The following is a 22,476-nucleotide window of genomic DNA, read 5'->3' as shown; positions in this document are numbered from 1 at the left end:
TACACAGCCCCCTGTTAATTCAGGGGTTTTTTATTTATTGAGCTTGGAAAATCGTCAAGCATTAATTGACAATCTTTGGTGCATCGTTCACCTTGCAATTATGTAAAGTTTGTTGGTTGTGTGCGCATGAAGAAACTCTACGGGGTTACAAAATTTGTTATGGATAGTGGTGAGCGCTACTGCATGGTGGTGGATCGTTCTTCTGGCCTTCCCCTGTATTACCCCACTCTGTTTCTAACAACTCAAATCCGCAATAGAGGGGATGCTTTTTCAACGATGTTGGCGGCGGCTAGCAACCTTGTTATGTTGTTAAGCTTTGTAGAGAGTCGAGACATTGACCTTGAGCAGCGGTTTTTGACCAAGGACTTCTTCAGACCACATGAGCTGGACGATCTGCGAGATTTTGCTCAGTGCAAACAAGGAAAGAGGCCATTAATAGCGTCCTCTACCCCTTGGTTGGCAGATGTGATGACCGATACCGTTGATAACGGGACACAGCATTCCCGGCTGACAACGTTTGCCAACTATTTACACTGGTATGCGATGCATATCTTAAAGACGGCAGAACTGGAAGTTGTCGAACAGATCAATGCTATGGCGCAGCAAATAAAGACGCGCCGACCGTCTAAAAAGCACAGAAGCAGTGAGTTGCAAGACAGGTCATTGAGTGATGTTCAATTGGATTCGCTATTTGAAGTCATCCAGCCTGGATCGGAGTCAAATCCTTTCTCAATAGATGTGCAGCGCCGGAATCGGCTGATGATCTTGCTTCTGTTTTATCTTGGTATTCGAGGTGGTGAATTATTGAATATCAGAATACAGGATGTTGATTTTAGTACTAACAGGATCCGTATCGTTAGGCGAGCAGATGAGCGGGTTGACTCTAGAACCAATCAGCCTAATGCTAAAACCAGAGAACGGCTCTTACCGTTGGCTGAATCCTTAGTTCAAGAACTGCATAGTTATATCATTCAAGACCGCCGGAAAGTCCGAAATGCGAAGAAAAATGACTACCTGTTTGTGACTTACAAGCCAGGGCCAACTGTGGGAAATCCTATCTCCAAAGGGGGATACCACAAAATTTTTTCTGTGGTCAGGACTGTATCACCGCAGTTGTATGCAGCGACAGGGCACTCGCTCCGTCACACCTGGAATCGCAAGTTTTCAGAAAGAATGGATGCCATGGATGAGCAAGTCAGCGAGGAACGCCAAGAACAACTCCGTTCGTATTTAATGGGCTGGAGGGATGGCTCAGGAACCGCAGCGACTTACAACAAACGCTTCATTCGGCAAAAAGGTTTTGAGGCCGCTCTGGCATTACAAGAAGGTAGCGGCACCCGCTTGCCAGAGGACATGAAGAATGATGACGAATAACTCCTTATCTGCATTAGCATCCGAGCAAATCCGTGCTAGCGCCAATGGCTACTCTTTTCTGCTGTATGACACATCGTGGACATTGGATAGAAATATCACTATTAACCTTGCTGATATTCACTATTACTTGCCAGATGGGTCGCTAGATGGCTGCCTGCGGACACTGGCGTTTTATGCTTCCAATCGTTCTTCTTCTCATACAAAAAATATTTTTGAACGGTTTCAGCACATGCTGCGAAAGACTGGCGCGAGAGAAATTACTGATATTGTATTGATTAATTATCGGTCGATGCTGTCGCCTGCAACAGAATGGTATCTGGCAACTATCCGTGGCTTTCTTCGATCCTGGCACGAACTGGGCTATCCCGGCATCAGTAAGGAGGTGATCCGATTGCTAGATGGCTGGACGCTAAAGGGTAATCGTAAGGGGGATGCGGTTAAGCGCATGGATCCTCGAGAGGGGCCTCTGACGGATAATGAGCTGACAGCAGTTAATGAGGGGGCTATTCGGGCTTATGAAAAGAGCTTAATTACGATAGCTGAGTTGGCTATGACACTTTGTATCAGTCATACGGGACGTCGTCCCATCCAAATATCGTTACTTCGTGTGGTCGATGTCCTTTGTGGCAAAAATGGTAAAGGAGAACCCTTCTATGTGTTGAATGTGCCGCGAGCTAAACAGCGCAGCAGCACTTTCCGAACAAACTTCAAGCCCTTCGCGATATCACTTGAACTATGGGCTATCCTGAATGCTCAGGCAAGGAATGCAATTGCACTGGTTGAGAAGCGTCTGGGGTTTGAATTGCAGGAAGATGATCGGCAGCAAATTCCTCTGTTTCCGGATCTTAATGTGTTAGCTGCCGTCCAATCTCCTTATGAATTCCGCCAACTGCTTGCTACCGACAAACTCCACATCCCCGCAGCAGAGATAACTTACACACTTCAGTACATCGTAGAAAAGTCCGATATCCGGTCGGAACGAACCGGTGAGCTATTGCATATCAATGCTCGTCGTTTTCGTTATACCACGGGCACACGAGCTGCCCGGGAAGGCTTTGGCGAGTTGGTGATTGCGGAACTGCTTGACCATACGGACACCCAAAACGCAGGCGTTTACATTAAGAATATCCCCGAACATGTGAAAAAGCTTGATGAGGCGGTTGGCTTCCAGTTGGCACCATACGCTCAGGCCTTTGTCGGGGTACTTGTCGATTCAGAGAGGGACGCGCATCGAGGTAACGATCCTACCAGTCGTATTCGGACCGAGATGGGCCAGGGTGTTGGTACTTGTGGAGAACATGGCTTTTGTGGTGCCAATATTCCTATTCCTTGCTACACCTGCATGCATTTCCAGCCTTGGCTGGATGGCCCACATGAGGAGGTCTATGAGGGTCTGCTCAACGAGCGTGAACGGGTGAAAGAGATAACTGGCGACATACAGATTGCTGCCGTACTTGATCGCAGCATTATCGCTGTGGCAGATGTGATCATACGTTGTGTAAAACGTCGCGAAGAGCTTAGTCCACAGGGGGAAATAACCAATGGCTGAGCTTTTCCTGTTCAAGCCAAAGGCTACACTGGCAGCAGCAGAAAACCTTGAAGCATTCATATCCAAGTGCCGAGATCAATTGACTGTATTCGGTTCTGATCTAAATTGGGAAGATGCTGTTTGGCCAAACATAACTGTGTTTTCCAAGTTAGGTATTATTACGCGAAAGCCCATGCAGGGAGAGGTACAAAACCCTGAGTTCATTGATTTCGCCAAAGCCTATTTCCGTTACCAGCAGGGGCATCATCCCACGGGGACAAAGAATGAAAGTAAGGCTCTCCGTTCGGTCGAAGCGGCTTTGCTTCAAGTAAACGGGAACGCAAATATTGATGGCATATCGATTTCTGTCCTGGACGAAGCAGCTGAATTGGCAAGGCAGCACTACTCCGATGGTTCAGCATATCATTGCGGCCGTGAGATTGAGCGGCTGGCTAAGTTTTTAACTGAAAACCAGCTTGTATCAAGTGCTATGCAAAATTGGGTCAATCCAATTAAGCGTGTAGAGGACAAGAACAAAACAGGCCGAGAGGCGAAGAAAAATAGGGAAGAGAAACTTCCGAGTGATATTGCTCTTAATGCGTTGGCGGAAATTTTTGCCAATGACCCAATTCATGAGCGAGACATATTTACAACATCGGTTTTTGCCATGTTGATGTCAGCACCTTCACGCATTACTGAAGTGTTAGCTCTGCCTGTGGATTGCGAGGTGTGTGAAACGGATCGTGAAGGGATAGAACGCTATGGCTGGCGTTTTTTCTCAGGAAAAGGCTACGAGGGCGATATCAAATGGATACCAACGGTGATGGTCTCAGTTGCTAAAACAGCCATCGCCAGAGCGAAAAAGTTGTCAGAGGATGCCCGTCAGCTGGCCAAGTGGATTGAGAAACACCCGAATAAGTTTTACCGACATGCTAGCTGCCCCGATATCGCTGATGATGAGCCATTGACGATGGAGCAGGCTTGTATGGCGCTAGGTTTCGCACATGACTCAAAAAAGACGTGTAGGTCGTCTCTTGGTAATCGACGTTTAGCTAAAGAAGATTATGTACATACGTTAAACAGCCTGTGGCAGCATACTATGGCGCGTTTGCCTGTTGACTTTCCGTGGTTTGATAAAGACAAGGAAATTAAGTACAGCAATGCCTTGTTTGCACTAAATGCTAATCAGCTCCACGGAAACCGAGGATGCCTACCGGTTGAATTACATAAGCCAACCAATAACTTCTGCAACAATGATCTGGTGCCTCGTGAGGCTCTGGATGGAAAACATGCCAGCATCTTTGATCGCCATGGTTATCGTGCTGAAAACGGAGAACGGGTTAAAATGACCTCGCATCAGGCACGGCACCTGCTCAACACCATTGCCCAGCGCGGCGGACTGTCAAACCTGGAAATTGCCAAGTGGTCAGGGCGGGCCGATGTTAAGCAGAATCGAACTTACAACCACATGACCGAATACGAGCTGGTTGGTATGGCTGAACGCCTAGACCCCACAAAAGCGCTATTTGGGCCTGTCGGCGAGGTGGCAAAGCATTTGCCCGTGACTATGCAGGAATTCAATACATTAGAGCATTCCTCAGTCCATGTGACGGAGTATGGCTACTGTGTACATGACTACACCATGAGCCCCTGTGAGAAGTTCCGAGATTGCGTCAATTGTATTGAGCAGGTTTGTATCAAGGGCGATGATACAGAAAAATTAGATCGAATTAAAAGACGGCTGGTGAAGTCGGAACGATTGTTTTCGCTTGCCGAAACGGCTGTGGCAAGCGGCGAGATGGGGGCTGATCGCTGGTATCAGTACCACAAGAAAACCGTCACCAGACTTCGGGAGTTAGTCGCTATTTTAGAAGAGCCAGATATTGAAAATGGTGCGCAGATTAAGCTTCGGGGCAATGATTTCAGTCAGCTTCGGCGTGTTGCAGAAAAGAAGTCCATTGAGTCCATTGAGCAGAAAGGAAAAGCAAGCGAAGAAGCTGTGATGTTAGATGATTTGACAACTTTTCTAGGAGGTGGTTTTGGCTAAACATCTGAATAATAGAGATATTGATTCCATCGTGAACCTAATTCGAGGATGGCAAGAACCAAAATTGTCTTGGTTAGCAATCTGTGAGGCGGCAGAGCCATTGGTAGGAAAGTTACCATCAAGGCAATCCCTTAATGCACATGAGGCAATAGTGACTGCCTATCAAACAAAAAAAGAGGCGCTGAAAGGCAGGGGCCGCAAAAATCCGCGCCCAGCTAGTTTGAATATTGCAGCCGCCAGGATTGTGAATCTTGGAAGTGAAATCGAAGAGCTTAAAGAAGAAAACCGGAGGTACAAACAGCAGTTTGTAATCTGGCAATACAATGCATACAAACATGGAATGACAGAACATCAACTTAATGCATCGTTGACAAAGATTGACCGTGAGCGTACTGACGGAGAAAAAAGATAGTTATTGAGTTTGTAGTGGCCATAATTAGTTGACTACTACAACCGGACGATATTTAAAAGTGAGTCGTTCTATTTACAGTGCTATCTCTGGTACGGTCTGAGGTCGCTATTGCATCTGCATTAAAAGCGGCCCCTTTAGCGGGCAGAGCATTGCGCGCTGTGGTACATATGAAAAACAGAAGAACACTGTTTCTCTTCAAGTCAAGTATCAGCTATAAAATAAGGGCTAACAACTCTCCGGTCATCGATATATATATTCATGTGATTTTTAGCGCGCGAAAATGCAACGAACATTAATCTTTTTGCGATGCTTTCTGAGTATTCAGCACCCTTTTCAACCGCCGAAGAATGGGGAACAACTTGATCATGATATCCAATAGATATTACATAATCGTATTCTTCACCCTTACAACCATGTATTGTTGTCACTTTCACAACGTTAGCCTCTTTATTTATTATTTTTCGTATTGAAATTATGTCAGCCTTTACTGGAAAAGCTGAAAGATTGGACTGACAGATCAAATAATCAGAATTTATTTTTGGAGAATGAGGTAAAGCAGATAAAAGGAACTCATAAAAATCTTTTAACCAAAGAATAAAAACAGTTCGCTTTGTATTGAATTGCTTTACTGCTTTTTTCAAGTCACTACAAGATAAACCATCAAATTCAGGAAGTTTGTCTTTTATAGAAATGCATAACGCATGTCTGGCTCTGTAATTATTAACTGACACATCAAGCAACACAAGACGAACAAGATCATTATAAATGGTATCTTTCAATGTATACAAAGGATTGGTTGAAAAAAAATCAAATACAAACTCATTTGAACGTTCATAAATACTATTGATAAGATCATTTAAGTAATATCTATTCGGACCTATTATAGCCAAACTCTCAACACTACCTTTAGACTTATTATATGCCTCAATAAGATTCATCACCCTACCGGCCAAATCAGTTTGCAATGTGTGTCTAATAATAGGTGACTTACCTAAATCCTCACGGATAGATTCTATATTCGATTTCGAATAAGAATATTTTTTATAGTAATCTACTAATGATTTTGTAGATCTGTAACATCCCGTAAGTTGCCTTACCTCCAACTCATCGAGTTTGAGTATTTTCTTAATACTAACTTCATCTTTTATAGACACACCAAGATCTTGATATATAGCTTGATCATTATCACCCACAACAAGAACTATTGTTTTATTATATCTTGTAATAAATGAAAGAACTTCCAACTGGATATAACTAGTGTCCTGAGACTCATCCAAGTAAATATAACCTATAAGTTTCGATAAATACTCTGCGATCTTCTCGTTTTGAGTCAAAAATTCCAGGCTAAGAGTTAATATGTCGTTAAAATCTATGAGGCTTGCATCTATCTTATTTTTTTCATATTCCTCACACACTATTGCCTCGTTTTTTTGAGCATCAATTATTTTTTCAGGCTCATTTAATAAACAAAATGGCTCAACATGAGGATCACCATATTCATCCCATTTAAATTTTAATCTTGTACTGGGGAATTTTTCCTTCTCAATCTTACGTATTAAGTCACGATGTTCACGCTCAGATATTAACCTTACTCCATCTTTTGTTCTAGCCATTGCCCCCGCATATTTTCTTACCACCCACTCGAGTAAAAATGAATGTATTGTTCCACACCAAACTCTATCATTTAGAATGTTTTGGTTATCTAATCGTAAATTTATTTCATCGGCGGCAGCATTAGTATGTGTAAGAACTATATGCCACTTAAACCCTGAGTCACACCTAATATTATCGCCAAGCATACCCAAAAGAAACTTAGTTTTCCCTGCGCCTGGGCAAGCAGAGACAAAAAGATTTTTTTTGATCTTTAATAATTCTTTTTTTTCATCGTCCATTATTACGCCTCCATTAAAAGATGCACTAAAGGATCATTGCTATAGTGTCCTTTGAAAATATCCAAAACTGGTTCTATATTGTCAACAATATATTCAAGGCTATCATCTGAGAAAGCCACTTCGATTATATTATCACCTAAAGTTTTAGTGTAATAATCACACCTATATTTAATCACTCTTGCGAGAGTTAACTTATTAAAATCGCTGGTAAATCCAAGTGCTTTACACAAAGCCATAGGGATAGGGAAATTGTGGTCAAGTTTCTCAACAACTTTCATTGCAAACCAACCTTTCTTATGTTTATTTGCCAATTTTAAAGCAAAGGAACCAATTTTCGTATCGTCAGAAGATTGGAAAGCATCTAAGTAAGGAGTTAAATAAAAATCTTTTTCGAACGATTCTCGTGCTATTATCTCAAAATATTTTTTTGAACCGCTTAGAGCTAAATCAATTTCAAAGGTATGTTTTGTAAAATATGCTTTGAGAAGATTATTATTTGCAGTTAATAACTTTAACGCCTCAACTCTCTCTTTCCCTGATTTTTCTGAGGAAATGGCATCATCATACATTACCTGAGTGATGTACTCCGGTTTATCTTCGTTATAGATATTAATATCATCATCCGTGAGTATTGCGCATTTTTTAGTTATTCTCGATGGATGAAAAAGCGATGAGAGTAATTCAAACCCGGTTCCTCTCACAGAAATAAGAGATACTCCTAACTCATCCAGTGTTACACCGAAAGAGTTTTTTACTAAATGAGGTATTAGAATTTCCTCTGCATCCCCCTCAATTAATATCACATTTTTAGCAAATAAAATATCTGTACGTATCGCATCAAGAAAACGCTCTATCTTATTGATCGTTGGTTCATCGAGGCCTGAGGAAGGAGAACAAGCTTGAGTGTATCCAAGTTTTTTCACCAAAACATTAGTTGATGATATATTAGAGACTGATGAGATGTGTGTTGAATGCGTGGAAATAAAAACTTGAGTTTTTTTGTTTTTTAAATTACTGAAAAGTGTTTTTTGAATATGAGTATGAATATGCGATTCAGGTTCTTCTATGATCAGGAAGTTTGACAATAGATTCTTACTCACCCCTTCTTCATACTCATACAATTTAAGAGCAAGATATATTAAATTAGCTCCACCCAAGCTCATTTCGGATAAATCAGCCGTGTACCCATCACTCAACGAATCTCCTGCTTTGAGCTGTAAAACCTTCACAAGATCTTTGACGTCACTAGGAAGTTCTGATGAAATATTTACTAAGGGGGAATAAGTAGAGCCGACAGCATTAGTAATGGATGTTAGAATACCTGTAGAAAGCTTTCTAACCTCTGATATTGTTGATATCTTATTATTTACGTCTATAATATTACTTGTGAGCTCTTCATCATTTGAAATATCTTTAGAGATGAAATCCAATAGTTTTTGGAATGGATTGAATCTATTATTTTTTAACTCACTAACAACATCCCTCAGCGCCCTTGCGTATGTGCAACTAATATGGTCTAGTAAATTATATCCACGCTGCCTATTTCCTAATAAATCTATATATTCTACAGAAGGATTTGGGAAAATGAAGTTTGAAAAATCACCAGCAATCCTGACATATTCATTTTCATCGGAGAAATCACAGGTTCCTTGATAAACAGTCCAGGCCTCGTAGGTCGTTTTATCAATAATATATTCCTTTAGCAACTTATCATATGCCTCTCTCCTTTTTTGCAAGTCTGCAATAGATGATAAATTAAAAAGTTTCTCTCTAATATGGAATTGAGGTCGATATATGTATGTTACTCGACCTGTACCACCCGCATCAACTGTCGTATTTAATTGACATAAAATTTCAGACTCCTCATCTCCAGAAATGTCACCTAACTCCAAACTGATTAATATCCATTGACCAAAAACCGGCAAACATCCTCTGTGAAAATCTCTTTCAGTAAGGAATCTTTTATAATATGGGAGAGAATCATCTAGTATTAATCTCATAGCCTCAAAAACATTTGTTTTACCTGATGAGTTCTCTCCAACTATCGTATTCACACATTCCTTCTTAAAGTTCAACTTCGTACTTTGAAAATTTCTAAAATTACGTATTGATAAGTTTTTAATATACATTTATTAATTCTTCTGGTTAATTTTATTCGAATGCCATTGCATTATATCTATTCGGCTTTCGATATAATTAGCATGGTTATATATTCTGCGGATACTATTTCTATCAACATGAGCAAACTGTAACTCTATCCAAATACGGTTGAACCCTGCTTCATGCAATACTGTTGAAAAAGTATGTCGAAACCCATGGCCGGTAGGTCGTCCACCATAACCTATTCGCTTGATTAGTTGATTAATGCTCGCTTCACTCATCGATTTGTTCGGATCATTCCGCCTCGGAAAAACATAACGATAGTTCCCTGCCATCATTTTGAGTTCATTGAGTAAATCTAACGCTTGAGTCGATAAAGGCACAAGGTGTAGCCTGCGCATTTTTATCCTTTCAGCAGGAAGCGTTACCTAGATCAAATTCCGACCATAATGCAGCACGTAATTCGATGGTTCTTACACCCGTAATCATCAGTAACCTTGGCTGTTCTGGCAACCATCTTTGACGCTTATTTTATACAAAGCTGACATCAATCAGACTGTAAGTACCCCGCTACAGCACATCAACGTCTGGTATTCAGTTTTAGTTAAAAATATATTTTAATCAATGATATGTGAGCATTATTGTACGGATGTGCTCAAGAGGGATCCTATATGACTTTTAGTCCAGTGATTCAGCTCACTGCTACACTTGCAGGATTATCGAAACTCTGTATGCGGATACCCATGAGGGGGCTATAATGGTTCTTATTATTGAAAAATGGAGGAGCAGCCCGATGGTTAGAGTCCCGGAGTTTGGTATGAAAAAATTTGGCTTAGGTGCAAATGATGTTATTGATATTAAAGACCAATATGGTTGCATCATCATTGGCCATACGGAACTGAAAATGTATTCCTTGGATACTCTCTTGGAAGGAATTTCCGCAGTTAATCTTCACCCAAAAATTGGCTTCGGTTTACCAACAGGTAAAGAGCAGCTCTGATTTTTTTTCACGCTGTTCCGAAAGGTTTTTATGTTCTTCCAACCTGCTGAAAATTTAGAAGGAGGGGCAGAGAATCCAGCGCTGAGTGTTGTCGGTGATTGTCATCATGCATTAATCATTTTATGTACAATAACATTGAACCGCGTTCATTCAGATATTCGTAGCGAAATCTTCGTTAAAGCTCTCAATATACATATTATGTGTTGGCTTACCGGGATGCTTATAATTTAATTAACTACTTTATCTGTAATGGTATTTTTCTCTCAAGACTCGATATTTTCCTTCTAATCTACAGCGGAAGTTTCTTGAAATACCTTGGTGTACGCTGGTTCATTCGAGACCCATTCTCGCTCACCTCGCGTAATGAAATCTGCGATAGCGGATTCAATGACGTCACGGCTCAAAACATCAACATCAACGATAATCTGCAAACCAATACCATTTGCATAGCCGGGTAGGATACGATAACCACTGTGAACTACTGGTGGGTTTTCTCGGGCTATTTCCTGTTCTCGCTTCTCAATATATTCCATCCATGTCAGCCCTGCGAATTCGGAGAGTGCTGGTTTATTGCACAAATCACAGAACCGTTCGCCATCATCCAGCATCGACCATGCTTCATTGAATGCGATTGATTCGACTCTATCACTAAATTCTACACTGGCCGTAATTATCTCCGCATTCCAGAAAACCGCAGAGTCTCTTCCCAAGAAAAGTATGTCGCTCCACTTCCAGTTTCCGCATGCAAATGCCTCATCTATATCGCACTCGTCATAGAATATACCACCACAGCGATGCCGTTCACGGTGGATAAGGTTTTTGATTTCTCGGGTTTTAGCGCGGCGTTTACGGCGCGAAAGGGAGGTGAATACTCTGTTTTTCCGCTTCATGTGTGCTAACTCCGCGTTTTTTCGCTGGAAAAAGCCCAGCCGGGTAGAATACATGTTTAATTAGGGCAACGGAAGTTTTATCCCGAAGAACGATTGCTTTATCTGTAAAAGGCAATTTATTCAATAAATTAATTGAGGCGGTGCTGTAATTATAGGCACTTTCTGTCCTCACGACGAGGTCTGCTCGAAGGGCCTTAGGCTGACACTACCGAGATGACTATCAAGACAAATCATGATTAATGTTAGTTAAAAAATAACACCTGATACCTGCACATAAAGCAAACAATTTTTCTATACACCGACAAATTTTATTGATATACAAATATCAAATATATTAATAATTGTAACGCGAGGTGTCTATGTCAGGCTCTGGTGGGGGTAGCTTTGGCGGCCAGTTCGGTCAGGATGATTTTGAAGTGACCTGTGAAAAACTTACGATTGATACTCAGCTAAGTTCGCCCGATCCGCAGGTCGTAGCGCAGCTGTCAGTCGGCGTGATTATGGGGATTATGCAAATCAATTCAAACGGAACTCTGCTAACGGTTGCTATGCACAACGGTTTGCAGGCTGGGGGTATCGCTTCTCCCTACATCCAGCGCCTCCGTGACTGTATGAGTAATGGTACAACCTACGTTGCCAAAGTAACCGCCATTAATGGTGGTCAGGTCAGGGTCAGTGTGTACGCGATATGAGCAACAGCAAAACGTTCAGTACGGAGATCATCACTATTGCAGGCGGTACATATCATGAAATTAGCCTTCATCCAGGAAATCACCAGGTTTACGGTTCAGCGGGAAGGGCGGCATCAGCACTGGCAACGCTCGGTGTAAACGTTGATTTGTACACCTACGCTGATGAAATAGTCAATTCGGTTCTTCGAGAACGCGCCTGTTTTGAAAACTTCACGCTTCATACGAATGAAGTACGTGAATCCGTCATATTCCATTATGAGCATGGGCTGGCGGAACCTCGAATTTTCAATTACCCGGACACCCCTTACCCGGTCATTACAGTGAAAGCGCCCTGTGTTCTACGCTATGGAATGCTGGAGGGATCCGCTGTAATAGACGCGGAATACGCAGTATATGACCCCCAGAATGTGACCAACCCGGAGCCATTCACAGCAAACGGATCCAGAGCAAAGCACCTCGCTTTGATCCTTAACCGCTATGAGGCGAAGTCCCTCAGTGGCCAGCGCGAATTATCCGACAGAGAGCATGCAGAGTTTCTTTACGAAAGCGGTCATGCCGAAGTCATCATTATCAAGCAGGGCCCAGCTGGTGCACTCATCTGCGATAAAGGTAACATATCCTATATCCCTGCCTATGAGACAAGTCGGGTCAACAAAATTGGCTCTGGTGACGCATTCGTAGCCTATTTTTCCCGTGAGTGGATGCTGAACAAAAAAACAGCCCACGATGCTGCGAATTACGCCTCACTTGCCACCGCATGTTACTGCGAAAGTGGGCTTTTTCCTTCAGCAGAAGGGCTGGCTGCTTTCAGTCCCAGCCCCATCAAGCTTTCTCAGGCGTTTATTGAGGGTGGCAACAGAAAAGTCTATCTGGCTGGCCCCTTCTTTACCTTGGCACAGCTCTGGCTTGTTGAGCAAGCGCGACGGAACCTGAGCGATCTTGGGCTGGACGTTTTTTCCCCCTATCACATGGTTGGACACGGACCCGCAGAAGAAGTAGTCGAAAAGGATCTTGATGCGATACGGCAGGCCGACATCGTTTTTGCAATAGGCGATGCGCTCGACTCCGGCACCATCTATGAAGTCGGTTACGCGCGGGCGCTAGGCACTCCGGTGGTGTTCTATGCCGAGAACGAATCGGAAGAGGATCAGAAAATGATGGAAGGATCAGGATGTATCTTGAGCAAAGATTACGTCACAGCAATTTATAAAACGCTCTGGGTGGCCGCTCAAAAATGAAAACCGCACTCTTACTTTCTGGCGGAATGGACTCCATTGCTATTGCCTGGTGGAAACGCCCGGATATAGCACTGACACTCGACTACGGTCAGCAAGCCGCCAATGCCGAAATTAAAGCTGCCACTGCCACCTGTGAGACCCTTGGAATTGAGCATCACATTATACGCATTGACTGCCGTTCGCTGGGATCAGGAGATATGGCTGGTACCGCTACGGATCCGAATGCACCATCGAGCGATTGGTGGCCGTATCGTAACCAGATGCTCATCTCTCTGGCGGCCATGAAGGCAATAACGCTTGGCGTCACGCACCTGTGGATCGGCACAGTGAAGTCAGATGAAACGCATCTAGATGGTACTATAGGCTTCATCAGCAGAATCAGTGAGCTTATGTCGTTTCAGGAAGGAGGCATGGTTGTCGAAGCTCCGGCAATTACGTTATCAACCTCTGAGCTGATCAGAATTTCAGATGTTACGCCAGGTGGCCTCGCTTGGGCCCATAGCTGCCATAAGGCAAACATCCCATGCGGCAACTGCCGGGGGTGCAATAAGTATTTTCAGGTTCTGGATGATGTCGGATATGACTTGGACCGTTCCCGCTAGTCCTGTTCCCCGTGAACAGCCACTCAGCTATCAACCCGTTAACTGGCCCGCCGGAGATCCGTTTTTTCTGCCGCCTCCTTCGGAGAATGCAGTGCTTCCCGGATTGAATGACGTGATCGAAACCCGTAGAACACAGCGAAACTTCAGCCACGTCAGTCAGGTCCAGCTATCTCACTGGCTATGGCTAACCGGCAGAGTGATGGCTGTGGGACATTCAGGCTATGGCTTTCCACTAACTCAACGCCCCGTGCCCTCCGCCGGGGCCATACATCCTATTCACATTGTTCTTTCCCTCCCTGAACGGGATGGGTGGCAGCTGTATCTGCCTGACATGCATGCGCTGGCACCGCTTCGGATCCCTGAGCAGACCCGATTCGAAATACGCGATGAGCTTTTGCCGGTAATTGATATCCAGAGCGGAATTATTGTCAGACTTATCGCTGAGCCAGGAAAAACGTCAGCAAAATATTCAGATGCTGATAGCCTTGTTTGGCGCGATTCCGGTGTTCTTGTAGGGCAGATGGCGCTTGTTGCCGAAGCGCTGGAATGCAATTTTTGCCCGCTGGGCATTACAGGCCATGACTGGTGCTCCGGATTAAAACTGGAAGGTCGTCTGGCTGGTACCGGACTGGCGGTTTTTGGCTCGCGATGAACGGGGGCGCAATTTCGCAAGAGGCTGGCCGCGCATGTTTTCGATAAGACTGAACACTGTACTGGAAGAGGCCTGCATTTCATACCAGATAAGCGCATCCAGCTCAGATGCTTTTACGCCCATAGCTTCACTGAACTTCAGAAAGATTTGTTCCAGCTTCAGGTAGTCACGTTCAACAGTAAGGTCTCCCGGGAAAAAACCTGCAAGTAGTCCCGCCCTCAGGATGTGAATGTCCAGAATAGCGACATCATCCGCACAGAGCCAGTTACGTGCTATCCATGATGCCGTTTTATGACCAATACCGGGAATGGAGGTCAGCCAGTCTCTGAGAGCACGGCCCGAATCCGTCGGCGGCATCTCTACATCCAGCCTGTTTAGCGCAACCGAGAGATAGCGCGATTTTTGCCGAGCGAAGCGGTAACGTACTGATTTTTTACCAGTTTTAATGGGCTCTGATAGCCATTCGTAAAGAGTGGCTTCAGATGGTGGCTGAGCATCAAACGCACCGCAATCCTTCAGCTTATTGAATGCGGCAAGGCCTATCGCAGCTGGTATGCCGTGTCCACCCAGCAGGCAGGCACCCACTTCCTCTTTGAGCGTTCGCCCAAGCTTGTAATTGACGGCGTTGACTTCCAGACGACGGGCGAGTATTTGATAGGCCCAGTACGCTGGCGATGGGAACGCCTCAATTCTTCCCCACTGAACACCCGGCAGGATATCCTGTTCCGGAGCCGGAAAGTCAAGATTGATAATTGTCGGTCCAATGAAGACCGCTCCGCGCTGTGTCATACAGCCTCCAGACCATAAGTTGCGTTCAGCCAGTTGATCAGTTCGTTGCGCTCTGCGGGTTCCATTCGTTCTATGCGGTCATAAAGCCGAGTGCGTCTGCGGGCCAGAGTCTGTCTTTCCCGATAACTGCTGCCCATGTATCGCGCGTCATGCAACCTGTCAGGAACATCAAAGTTCATCCATACGCATTCTTCACGCACGTTCGTATGAGTCTTGGCGTTAAATCGCTCGCAGCGCCATCCGCTGAGCATTTCGTCATAGATAGTATTTCCGTAACCGGATATCATGACCATGCAGGGCAACTTGGCAAGCACTTGCAGCAGCCGGCGATGATCGTCATCTGAATATTCATGACGATAGATTTTGCTACGTTTACGCGTGCTATGAACATAGGGTGGGTCGGCGTAAACTAGCTCACTACCCTGATACGGAAACGTACTGAGATACGCTATAGCGTCATCCTGAATGAGTTCGCAGGGAATATCCCCGCCGCGCCATACATCAATAACCTGTTGATCAATATCGATTCCAATATTACGGGCTGCGGGCCGTTTGTTGCGCATCACAGCTCCTCCACCAAGGTGGGTTTCAATATATGTCTCATGCACTGGCATCAGGTTGATGAGTCTCTGATAGCACTTGCCTTTACCACCGGGATATCTCATGCACTAATCATCGTCATTTCTGACGATGATGTCAATTTCAATCGATATTGGTGTTCGCGCTCCTTTACTACAAAGTACATAATCAATAACCTGATAGTTCGTTTTTTATAAACTCTATTGCAGAGCTGTTCACACTAACGCATAGCAACGTGATGATTTTAAAAAATAACTTTTCTCGTTACAGGAATAGATGTGATAGATAATTTATTCTGCTCAATGATGTATGCGACGGATGCATTTTCACTTCCAGAGTGCAGCACGGACGATCGCTCGCCCGGAACTCTTTAACGATGATAAAACCTGGGTAGTTTGCTGGCACAGAGGATTCATTCCGAATAACAGGGACGAAACTCAGCCCCGGGTTTACATTTCTCACGTCTGCACTTAAGCAGGCTGATTGCTATATCCTGCCCACAGGAGCCTGTATGACACACAGCAAAGAACAGATCTGGTCTGAACGCCAAGGGAGCAATACCCGTAGGCCAGATGAAATAAGGTCGGAATACGAACGCGATCTTTCCCGACTAATCCACTCTTCCGCGTTCAGGCGATTACAGTCGAAGACGCAGGTGCTGGGTCTGGGCGAGAGCGACTTCTACCGCACACGGCTGACTCACTCTATGGAGGTAGCGCAGATTGGCAGCGGCATCCTGTCGCAGCTGAATATACGCTATCCCGTTGGGATAGCGACTGAGGCGGAATTCCTGCCTCACCCAAGCCTTATGCAGGCTATCTGTCTTGCCCACGATATCGGCCATCCCCCCTTCGGTCATGGCGGTGAAGTTGCGCTTAACTACTGCATGAGAGCCTATGGAGGCTTTGAGGGTAACGGACAGACGCTGCGTATACTCACCCAACTGGATAAGTACACCGAGTCCAACGGGCTGGATCCCACGCGCAGGCTTATTCTAGGCGTGCTGAAATACCCGGCAAGCTACTCTGAGGTAGTCAACGAGAGCGCTTACGGCCAGCCACAGGCAGGAAGCCGTGAATGGCTGTTTAAATCCTCCGGCTTTAAGCCCCCGAAATGCTATCTGGACTCCGAAGCGGATACTGTCAGCTTCGCACTCCGACCTTTTGATGATGATGATGCGCTGTTATTCAGATCCGGAAGAAAGACCACCAAGCCGGTTGAGCACAGAAAAACGAAATATAAAGCGCTGGACACAACGATTATGGACTTAGCTGATGAGATTTCCTATTCACTCCATGATCTTGAGGACGCGATTTCGCTGAGAATGATCGACAAAAGCATGTGGATGGACTACTTCAGTGACAAGTCACACCTGTTTGAAGCATGCCAACGCAGCTCGTTTTACCTGACCGCTGAAGACGTAGCCGATAAGCTGTTCGGCAGAAGCTACCTTCGCAAGGAATGCATCGGAACGCTGGTCCACCTGATGATCACAAGCGTCACGCTTCAGGTGCAGCATCCTGATTTCAAGTGCGGAATGCTTCGCTATAAAGTGGCACTACCTGCCGAAGTCGAAGCCCTACGTGAGGCCATTTTCAGTCTGGTTGAGGACAAGGTGATCCGGCACGAAAACGTTCAGCTACTGGAGTTCAAAGGTCAGAAGCTGATTGTAGAACTGTTCAATGTGCTGGCAAGCGACCCCACACGTTTTCTCCCGGCTGAGACGTGCAAGAAGTATAGAGAAGCTGAAAAAGCTGACGATAAAAAAATGCGGGTCATCAGCGACTATGTTTCAGGTATGACGGACGAGTACGCGACTCGGCTGTATGAGAAAATCTTTGTTCCGCGCAAAGGATCAATCTTTGACAGACTCTGATGTTCCCTCTGCACATGGCAAACCGTGAGCACGATGAAATAGAAGTTGACCCTGGCCCTGTTTTCAGGGGGGCTCAATCCTTATCAGTATTGTCGGGTTTTATGGTTTTTTTGGATAGCATAAGCTCTATTGCTAACTCAGCATCCTGCGCGTCACTGGGCCGAAAGTCACGGTTACTGAATAAGTACCAGATACAAAAAAAGCGGGGGTAGCACCCCGCTTTGGTATTTTTGGTAAGTAGCAACCCGGAGGCGGGAAGCTTTGATTATCCTAACCTCAACTGCGCTATGTATACAAATTTTTGAGCCTGTCTGTAAGTTTGTGTAGATGTTCATTTGTTAAATGGTGATCGATCAGGAGGTTTCGGCACCGCAAGCCACTCCATTAAAAATCATTTTCCCACTACAGCACATCTGACTTTTTTCATCTGTTTTAACTTAAAATCATTTCTAATCAATTAGATACTATTTGGTTCGGACGATGTGCTGTAGCGGGATGTATCAATTATCTATTAATAAAAGATAGTTGAATTATTTTTACTAATACTGATTAGTGGAATGATGCGTACTAAATGGTTTGAAATCATGTGATATAAGTTGTTGATATATAAGTATAGTTATAGAAATGATGTGTGATGGTACTAGCGGGGGAGCTCCAATGATCCAGACAATTATTGAGAAATGCGGAGATAGCCCGGTATTCAAAATACCAGAAGCAATTATGGAAAAAGCTGGCTTCAGTATCGGCGATGCTATTGATATTGAAGTCAAAAATGGCTGTATCATTATTGGCCCAGCGGAACTGGTTAAATATTCCCTTGAAAATCTTATTGAGGGAATTTATGAGGTTAATCTTCACAACAGAGTTGACTTCAGGCTGCTAATAGGCAAAGAGTTGCTCTGATTCTCTTTTAGACTAATTCCAGAAAATTGGAATGATTGCGGTGAGCAACAGCCAAGAGAGGAAAGTAAAGTTTTTAGTCGTAATAAAGGCTATTTTTTACTAAAAACTTCACATAGTTAATAACTTATTATATAACAATATGAAATTATTATATTTTTTGTTTTATTTTCCACTATCAGGTAATTAGAACCCTTTTAATCCTTCTGCTTTTCGCTGAAAATTATGGCTACCTCAGAACTGGGGTAGCCATATGCAATTCTGTTATCAGTTCAACACCATCGGCCAGTCTGGCGGTGTATGGCTCATCACTTCAACCATTACGGTTTCAATGTTCTTCCAGATTGCGGACATATCCACCAGGGTTATGCCGAGTAATCCGGTCGCAAACCAGCAGGCAAAAACCAGCCCTAAACCGCTGCTAATGACGGCCAGGCCAATATAATCTGATTTACGAAAACGGATATTGAGCGTACTGGCTAAAAACATCAGCACTGCACTGAGTAATTGCCACCGCAGAAGAACCACGCCAGTTGTTATCGTTGCCATGAAAAACGTCCTCAGAAAGTCTGGATGCCCAGGACAGCGCGGGGGTGTTCACCGAGGGTGTAGTACTCTGGCTATCGACGGGCAATAACATGAATGAAACATCGTTTCTGTTACATGATTTTTGTGAACTATATCACATGTGCTCGTTTGTTCACCAGTTTTGGGCGTATTTTTTGCAGGATGATAACCATGTTAAATATGTGGTTATATTCAAGGAAGCAACGATACTAAATAATCAATCTTAAAGATGCATTTTTGTTACCTGTTTTATTTATCCTAAATTCATCGTTAAAAAAATCTAATGAATTTCTTAAATAAAGCCAGGATAGTGCTTATAAAAAATTACTCCTTGAGGATAATAACGTTATGAAATAAGCATAACTTTAAGTTTGCCTTACGGAAAAATAATATCATCATCAACTATTATCAGACTTTTACATAGAGAAGTCTGTTGCTAATACTGATAGATTCATGCAACTTAATCAGTCGGTGTTTATAGCATCTTGCCTTAATTGGTTCTGGCATATACGAAACAGGGAAACAGGGCTGACATGAATCACAGTGCGCGACGCAAGATACTGAAGTTCCTCGGAACATTCATGGTGGTATTGCTCCCCGTGGTGCTGGCGTTATGGTTTGCTCAAATCCGGGCAATGTCCGAAACCCGTAATCAACTTCGCTCTTTTGCGCAACTGGTGTTAAATAAAACTGAATTGGTGATCCAACAAGCCGATTTAGCGCGAGATATGGCTCTGTTGTATCAAGGTAAGATGTGTACCCCGGCACATCAGAAAAATATGCTAGATATTATTCGTGGTCGTTTATATATCAGCGAGCTAATTTATGCGCAGGGCGATCATTTTTTGTGCTCTACGTCGATGGCGCCGCCAGTCGCCTATATTATGCCGACCGCCGACTATAAACGTACGCCGGACATCTCCATCTATTACTATCGCGATACCCCCTTTTTCGCTGGCTACAGAATGACGTATATGCAACGTGGAAACTACGTTGTCGTCATCAACCCATTATCTTACAGCGAAGTTATGTCAGATGACCCGGACCTGTCCTGGGGCGTGTATGACACGGTAACGGGTACTTTTTTCTCTGCCAGCGAAGGGGCGCCTATTGCGCAGTTATTGCCGTTGGTGCGCGGTGAAGCCTCAACCTTCCAGTTGGACGATCGCTTCTACACCAAAGTGCATTCAGAAAAACGCCCGATTGCGATTATTGTGTCGACCTCGGATAAACGCATACATTCGATTTTCTATCATGAGGCTGCCTTAACGATTCCTTTCGGGATTATCTGCAGCATCCTGATGCTGTTAATGTGGTGGCGCACGCGTCAGGAATACTTATCTCCCCGCCGCTTGTTAAAACGCGCAATCAAAAAACGTCAACTGTGTCTGCACTACCAGCCGATCATTGATATCGAAAACGGTCAGTGCGTAGGGGCTGAGGCTCTGCTGCGCTGGCCGGGCTGTGATGGTGAAGTAATGAGCCCAACCGAGTTTATTCCGCTGGCTGAAAAAGAGGGAATGATTGAGCGGATCACGGATTACGTGATTGAAGAGGTATTCAACGATTTAGGATATTTTCTTTCGGCGCATCCTCAGCTTTATATCTCGATAAACCTCTCTGCTTCTGACTTTCATTCATCCCGACTTATTGCCCTGATTACCGACAAAAACCGTGAGTACTCTGTGGCGGCCCAGCAAATTAAAGTCGAGGTGACGGAACGCGGGTTTATTGATGTAGATAAAATGACCGCGGTAATCCAGGCGTTTCGTCAGGCGGGTTATGAAGTGGCGTTTGATGATTTTGGGACGGGATATTCCAATCTACACAATTTATCCGCGTTGAATATCGATATCCTGAAGATCGACAAATCATTTATTAGTACGTTGTCCACCAACAGCACCAGTCACCTGATTGCCGAACATATCATCGAAATGGCGCAAAGCTTACACCTGAAGATGATTGCGGAAGGGGTAGAGACGGTTGAGCAAATCGAGTGGCTGCGCGAACGTGGCGTACAGTATTGTCAGGGCTGGTATTTTGCGAAGGCGCTGCCGCCACAGGAGTTCATGCACTGGATACAACGGTCGCCCGCCATACTGACGCAGAGCGGGCAATAATCTTACAGGCGGTGGCGGTAATCGCTGGGGGTACGATCAAACTCGCGGCGAAACACGCGTGAGAAGGTTTGTTGTGATACGTAACCAAGATCCATCGCGATATCGAAAATAGGTCGCTCGGTCGTCCGCAGTTCAACAGCAGCCAGCAGGAGTCGACGCTGGCGGATATAGTCACCCAACGTCTGGCGCATCACCGTGCGGAACATTCTCTGTAAATACCACTTCGAGTAACCTGATTTTTTCGCCACCGCCTCAATGTTCAGCGGCTGATCGATATGGTCGTCAATCCATTCAATAAGGGTCTGAATAATCTGCTGATGGGACATAGGGCTGCCTCTTTTTCAGTATTCGATTCGTCGTTTTGTCTGTGGGCGAGTATAATTCCTCAAGTTAACTTGAGGTAAAGCGATTTATGGAAAAGAAATTACCCCGAATAAAAGCGCTGCTCACGCCAGGTGAAGTTGCAAAGCGTAGCGGCGTGGCGGTATCAACCCTGCATTTCTATGAAAGCAAAGGGTTAATCAGCAGTATGCGCAACAGCGGCAATCAGCGCCGATACAGACGTGATGTGTTGCGTTATGTGGCGATTATCAAGATTGCTCAACGCATCGGGATCCCGTTGGCAACGATCGGTGACGCGCTCGGCGTATTACCTGAAGGACATTCGCTCAGTGCTAAAGAGTGGAAGCAGCTCTCTTCGCAATGGCGTGAAGAGCTGGATCGACGCATTCATACTTTAGTGGCGCTACGCGATGAACTGGATGGATGTATTGGTTGCGGTTGTTTGTCGCGCAGCGATTGCCCATTGCGTAACCCAGGCGATCAGCTTGGCGAGAAGGGGACCGGGGCGCGTCTGCTGGAAGATGATTGATGTGAACTATCTGATGGATTGACGGATATAAAACTAAAGCGCCACAGAGGGCGCTTTAGTTTGGTTCCGGTCTTTGTCTTTCACTCTATCCCGCTGGTTCACGGGAGGGTTTCCCCCGACATCAACACCCCTCAGTCGAGCACATTAGGTGAGGTTCCGGTCTGTGTTGATAATGTAATTGTAAGCCACCTCTCTCCATTTACCAGTGAAATGGTGATTTTTTAGCCAAAAAATTTTCCGCATCTTCACCGGTTTTCTTGCGCAAGTTTGCGTGAAAAAGGCACACCGATGTTGTAATAACTCCGCAAAATTTGTTGCGAGACTGCGCATTGACGATAACGTTTGCG

The 22,476-nt window shown here is 44.6% G+C and carries 20 protein-coding genes and 1 pseudogene; 13 read left to right on the top strand and 8 right to left on the bottom strand.

Annotated elements, in window-relative coordinates; all coding sequences use genetic code 11:
- The first annotated feature begins 126 nt into the window (after positions 1 to 126).
- Genes HV345_RS21780 through HV345_RS21765 form a run of 4 tightly spaced genes read left to right on the top strand, consistent with a single transcriptional unit; the run spans position 127 to position 5,361 of the window.
- On the top strand, positions 127 to 1,374 hold the full coding sequence (locus HV345_RS21780) for a site-specific integrase (protein ID WP_048216965.1): 1,248 nt from the start codon (positions 127 to 129) through the stop codon (positions 1,372 to 1,374).
- Positions 1,361 to 2,923: a site-specific integrase gene (locus HV345_RS21775; protein ID WP_048216964.1), complete on the top strand. Its 1,563-nt coding sequence runs from the start codon at positions 1,361 to 1,363 to the stop codon at positions 2,921 to 2,923. Before HV345_RS21780 ends, HV345_RS21775 begins: the two co-directional genes overlap by 14 nt.
- Positions 2,916 to 4,949: an integrase gene (locus tag HV345_RS21770; RefSeq protein WP_048216963.1), complete on the top strand. Its 2,034-nt coding sequence runs from the start codon at positions 2,916 to 2,918 to the stop codon at positions 4,947 to 4,949. Before HV345_RS21775 ends, HV345_RS21770 begins: the two co-directional genes overlap by 8 nt.
- The gene (locus HV345_RS21765; protein ID WP_048216962.1) at positions 4,942 to 5,361 is read left to right on the top strand and encodes a hypothetical protein; all 420 of its coding nucleotides are present in this window, start codon (positions 4,942 to 4,944) and stop codon (positions 5,359 to 5,361) included. Before HV345_RS21770 ends, HV345_RS21765 begins: the two co-directional genes overlap by 8 nt.
- 200 nt (positions 5,362 to 5,561) lie before the next feature.
- On the opposite strand, the gene HV345_RS21760 is transcribed toward HV345_RS21765, so the two are convergent.
- The 3 genes and pseudogenes from HV345_RS21760 to HV345_RS21750 form a co-directional block, all read right to left on the bottom strand.
- Complete coding sequence (locus HV345_RS21760; RefSeq protein ID WP_048216961.1) at positions 5,562 to 7,253, bottom strand: UvrD-helicase domain-containing protein; 1,692 nt, start codon at positions 7,251 to 7,253, stop codon at positions 5,562 to 5,564.
- Between the two features lie 2 nt (positions 7,254 to 7,255).
- Positions 7,256 to 9,382 carry an ATP-dependent endonuclease gene (locus HV345_RS21755; RefSeq protein ID WP_059347289.1) on the bottom strand — a complete coding sequence of 709 codons (2,127 nt, stop codon included), beginning with the start codon at positions 9,380 to 9,382 and terminating at the stop codon, positions 7,256 to 7,258.
- Between the two features lie 3 nt (positions 9,383 to 9,385).
- Positions 9,386 to 9,851: pseudogene (locus HV345_RS21750) on the bottom strand (tyrosine-type recombinase/integrase); the annotation flags it as partial.
- A gap of 259 nt (positions 9,852 to 10,110) precedes the next feature.
- Between HV345_RS21750 and HV345_RS21745 the strand changes: the two are divergent.
- Positions 10,111 to 10,353 (top strand): hypothetical protein, encoded by a 243-nt coding sequence (locus HV345_RS21745; RefSeq protein ID WP_048216959.1) that lies wholly within the window; start codon positions 10,111 to 10,113, stop codon positions 10,351 to 10,353.
- A gap of 284 nt (positions 10,354 to 10,637) precedes the next feature.
- On the opposite strand, the gene HV345_RS21740 is transcribed toward HV345_RS21745, so the two are convergent.
- On the bottom strand, positions 10,638 to 11,243 hold the full coding sequence (locus HV345_RS21740; RefSeq protein WP_048216958.1) for a hypothetical protein: 606 nt from the start codon (positions 11,241 to 11,243) through the stop codon (positions 10,638 to 10,640).
- A gap of 359 nt (positions 11,244 to 11,602) precedes the next feature.
- On the opposite strand from HV345_RS21740, the gene HV345_RS21735 reads away from it, so the two are divergent.
- From HV345_RS21735 to HV345_RS21720, 4 genes are read left to right on the top strand one after another with little or no spacing between them, the layout of a single operon-like run.
- Positions 11,603 to 11,935 carry a hypothetical protein gene (locus tag HV345_RS21735; RefSeq protein WP_048216957.1) on the top strand — a complete coding sequence of 111 codons (333 nt, stop codon included), beginning with the start codon at positions 11,603 to 11,605 and terminating at the stop codon, positions 11,933 to 11,935.
- On the top strand, positions 11,932 to 13,173 hold the full coding sequence (locus HV345_RS21730; RefSeq protein ID WP_081051438.1) for a PfkB family carbohydrate kinase: 1,242 nt from the start codon (positions 11,932 to 11,934) through the stop codon (positions 13,171 to 13,173). The genes HV345_RS21735 and HV345_RS21730 overlap by 4 nt, the downstream gene beginning before the upstream one ends.
- Positions 13,170 to 13,775: a 7-cyano-7-deazaguanine synthase gene (locus HV345_RS21725; RefSeq protein WP_048216956.1), complete on the top strand. Its 606-nt coding sequence runs from the start codon at positions 13,170 to 13,172 to the stop codon at positions 13,773 to 13,775. Before HV345_RS21730 ends, HV345_RS21725 begins: the two co-directional genes overlap by 4 nt.
- On the top strand, positions 13,753 to 14,427 hold the full coding sequence (locus tag HV345_RS21720) for a dehydrogenase (protein ID WP_223862018.1): 675 nt from the start codon (positions 13,753 to 13,755) through the stop codon (positions 14,425 to 14,427). The genes HV345_RS21725 and HV345_RS21720 overlap by 23 nt, the downstream gene beginning before the upstream one ends.
- Here the strand turns inward: HV345_RS21720 and HV345_RS21715 are convergent.
- Entirely contained in the window at positions 14,371 to 15,216 is an 846-nt protein-coding gene (locus tag HV345_RS21715) for an 8-oxoguanine DNA glycosylase (protein WP_048216955.1), read from the bottom strand. The two genes, HV345_RS21720 and HV345_RS21715, sit on opposite strands and share 57 nt — an antisense overlap.
- Positions 15,213 to 15,779 carry a DNA adenine methylase gene (locus HV345_RS21710; RefSeq protein WP_081051437.1) on the bottom strand — a complete coding sequence of 189 codons (567 nt, stop codon included), beginning with the start codon at positions 15,777 to 15,779 and terminating at the stop codon, positions 15,213 to 15,215. Before HV345_RS21710 ends, HV345_RS21715 begins: the two co-directional genes overlap by 4 nt.
- A gap of 527 nt (positions 15,780 to 16,306) precedes the next feature.
- On the opposite strand from HV345_RS21710, the gene HV345_RS21705 reads away from it, so the two are divergent.
- Positions 16,307 to 17,671 (top strand): anti-phage deoxyguanosine triphosphatase, encoded by a 1,365-nt coding sequence (locus HV345_RS21705; RefSeq protein WP_048216953.1) that lies wholly within the window; start codon positions 16,307 to 16,309, stop codon positions 17,669 to 17,671.
- 657 nt (positions 17,672 to 18,328) lie between these two features.
- On the top strand, positions 18,329 to 18,574 hold the full coding sequence (locus HV345_RS21700; protein ID WP_048216952.1) for a hypothetical protein: 246 nt from the start codon (positions 18,329 to 18,331) through the stop codon (positions 18,572 to 18,574).
- A 264-nt stretch (positions 18,575 to 18,838) separates the two neighbouring features.
- Here HV345_RS21700 and HV345_RS21695 read toward each other — a convergent pair whose 3' ends face one another.
- Positions 18,839 to 19,120 (bottom strand): YjcB family protein, encoded by a 282-nt coding sequence (locus HV345_RS21695; RefSeq protein ID WP_016155360.1) that lies wholly within the window; start codon positions 19,118 to 19,120, stop codon positions 18,839 to 18,841.
- Positions 19,121 to 19,671: 551 nt separating this feature from the next.
- Between HV345_RS21695 and HV345_RS21690 the strand changes: the two genes are divergently transcribed.
- Complete coding sequence (locus tag HV345_RS21690) at positions 19,672 to 21,258, top strand: EAL domain-containing protein (protein WP_080860345.1); 1,587 nt, start codon at positions 19,672 to 19,674, stop codon at positions 21,256 to 21,258.
- A 2-nt stretch (positions 21,259 to 21,260) separates the two neighbouring features.
- Here the strand turns inward: HV345_RS21690 and soxS are convergent, their stop codons facing one another.
- Positions 21,261 to 21,584: a superoxide response transcriptional regulator SoxS gene (gene soxS / locus HV345_RS21685; RefSeq protein WP_016155362.1), complete on the bottom strand. Its 324-nt coding sequence runs from the start codon at positions 21,582 to 21,584 to the stop codon at positions 21,261 to 21,263.
- A gap of 86 nt (positions 21,585 to 21,670) precedes the next feature.
- Here soxS and soxR point away from each other — a divergent pair, with 86 nt between their 5' ends.
- Positions 21,671 to 22,129: a redox-sensitive transcriptional activator SoxR gene (gene soxR / locus HV345_RS21680; RefSeq protein WP_016155363.1), complete on the top strand. Its 459-nt coding sequence runs from the start codon at positions 21,671 to 21,673 to the stop codon at positions 22,127 to 22,129.
- Positions 22,130 to 22,476 lie beyond the last annotated feature (347 nt).

It is taken from the genome of Citrobacter sp. RHBSTW-00986 (assembly GCF_013783065.1).
GTDB lineage: Bacteria > Pseudomonadota > Gammaproteobacteria > Enterobacterales > Enterobacteriaceae > Citrobacter > Citrobacter braakii.
Note: the sequence above shows the minus strand (reverse complement) of the source record. Positions and strands in the feature narration are given on the sequence as shown.

What these genes read in the sequence shown, in the direction of transcription:
- HV345_RS21780 (WP_048216965.1), top strand. Translation starts at nt 127, where the DNA reads ATGAAGAAACTCTACGGGGTTACAAAATTTGTTATGGATAGTGGTGAG.
- HV345_RS21775 (WP_048216964.1), top strand. Translation starts at nt 1,361, where the DNA reads ATGATGACGAATAACTCCTTATCTGCATTAGCATCCGAGCAAATCCGT.
- HV345_RS21770 (WP_048216963.1), top strand. Translation starts at nt 2,916, where the DNA reads ATGGCTGAGCTTTTCCTGTTCAAGCCAAAGGCTACACTGGCAGCAGCA.
- HV345_RS21760 (WP_048216961.1), bottom strand. Translation starts at nt 7,253, where the DNA reads ATGGACGATGAAAAAAAAGAATTATTAAAGATCAAAAAAAATCTTTTT.
- HV345_RS21755 (WP_059347289.1), bottom strand. Translation starts at nt 9,382, where the DNA reads ATGTATATTAAAAACTTATCAATACGTAATTTTAGAAATTTTCAAAGT.
- HV345_RS21745 (WP_048216959.1), top strand. Translation starts at nt 10,111, where the DNA reads ATGGTTCTTATTATTGAAAAATGGAGGAGCAGCCCGATGGTTAGAGTC.
- HV345_RS21740 (WP_048216958.1), bottom strand. Translation starts at nt 11,243, where the DNA reads ATGAAGCGGAAAAACAGAGTATTCACCTCCCTTTCGCGCCGTAAACGC.
- HV345_RS21735 (WP_048216957.1), top strand. Translation starts at nt 11,603, where the DNA reads ATGTCAGGCTCTGGTGGGGGTAGCTTTGGCGGCCAGTTCGGTCAGGAT.
- HV345_RS21730 (WP_081051438.1), top strand. Translation starts at nt 11,932, where the DNA reads ATGAGCAACAGCAAAACGTTCAGTACGGAGATCATCACTATTGCAGGC.
- HV345_RS21725 (WP_048216956.1), top strand. Translation starts at nt 13,170, where the DNA reads ATGAAAACCGCACTCTTACTTTCTGGCGGAATGGACTCCATTGCTATT.
- HV345_RS21720 (WP_223862018.1), top strand. Translation starts at nt 13,753, where the DNA reads ATGACTTGGACCGTTCCCGCTAGTCCTGTTCCCCGTGAACAGCCACTC.
- HV345_RS21715 (WP_048216955.1), bottom strand. Translation starts at nt 15,216, where the DNA reads ATGACACAGCGCGGAGCGGTCTTCATTGGACCGACAATTATCAATCTT.
- HV345_RS21710 (WP_081051437.1), bottom strand. Translation starts at nt 15,779, where the DNA reads ATGCGCAACAAACGGCCCGCAGCCCGTAATATTGGAATCGATATTGAT.
- HV345_RS21705 (WP_048216953.1), top strand. Translation starts at nt 16,307, where the DNA reads ATGACACACAGCAAAGAACAGATCTGGTCTGAACGCCAAGGGAGCAAT.
- HV345_RS21700 (WP_048216952.1), top strand. Translation starts at nt 18,329, where the DNA reads ATGATCCAGACAATTATTGAGAAATGCGGAGATAGCCCGGTATTCAAA.
- HV345_RS21695 (WP_016155360.1), bottom strand. Translation starts at nt 19,120, where the DNA reads ATGGCAACGATAACAACTGGCGTGGTTCTTCTGCGGTGGCAATTACTC.
- HV345_RS21690 (WP_080860345.1), top strand. Translation starts at nt 19,672, where the DNA reads ATGAATCACAGTGCGCGACGCAAGATACTGAAGTTCCTCGGAACATTC.
- soxS (WP_016155362.1), bottom strand. Translation starts at nt 21,584, where the DNA reads ATGTCCCATCAGCAGATTATTCAGACCCTTATTGAATGGATTGACGAC.
- soxR (WP_016155363.1), top strand. Translation starts at nt 21,671, where the DNA reads ATGGAAAAGAAATTACCCCGAATAAAAGCGCTGCTCACGCCAGGTGAA.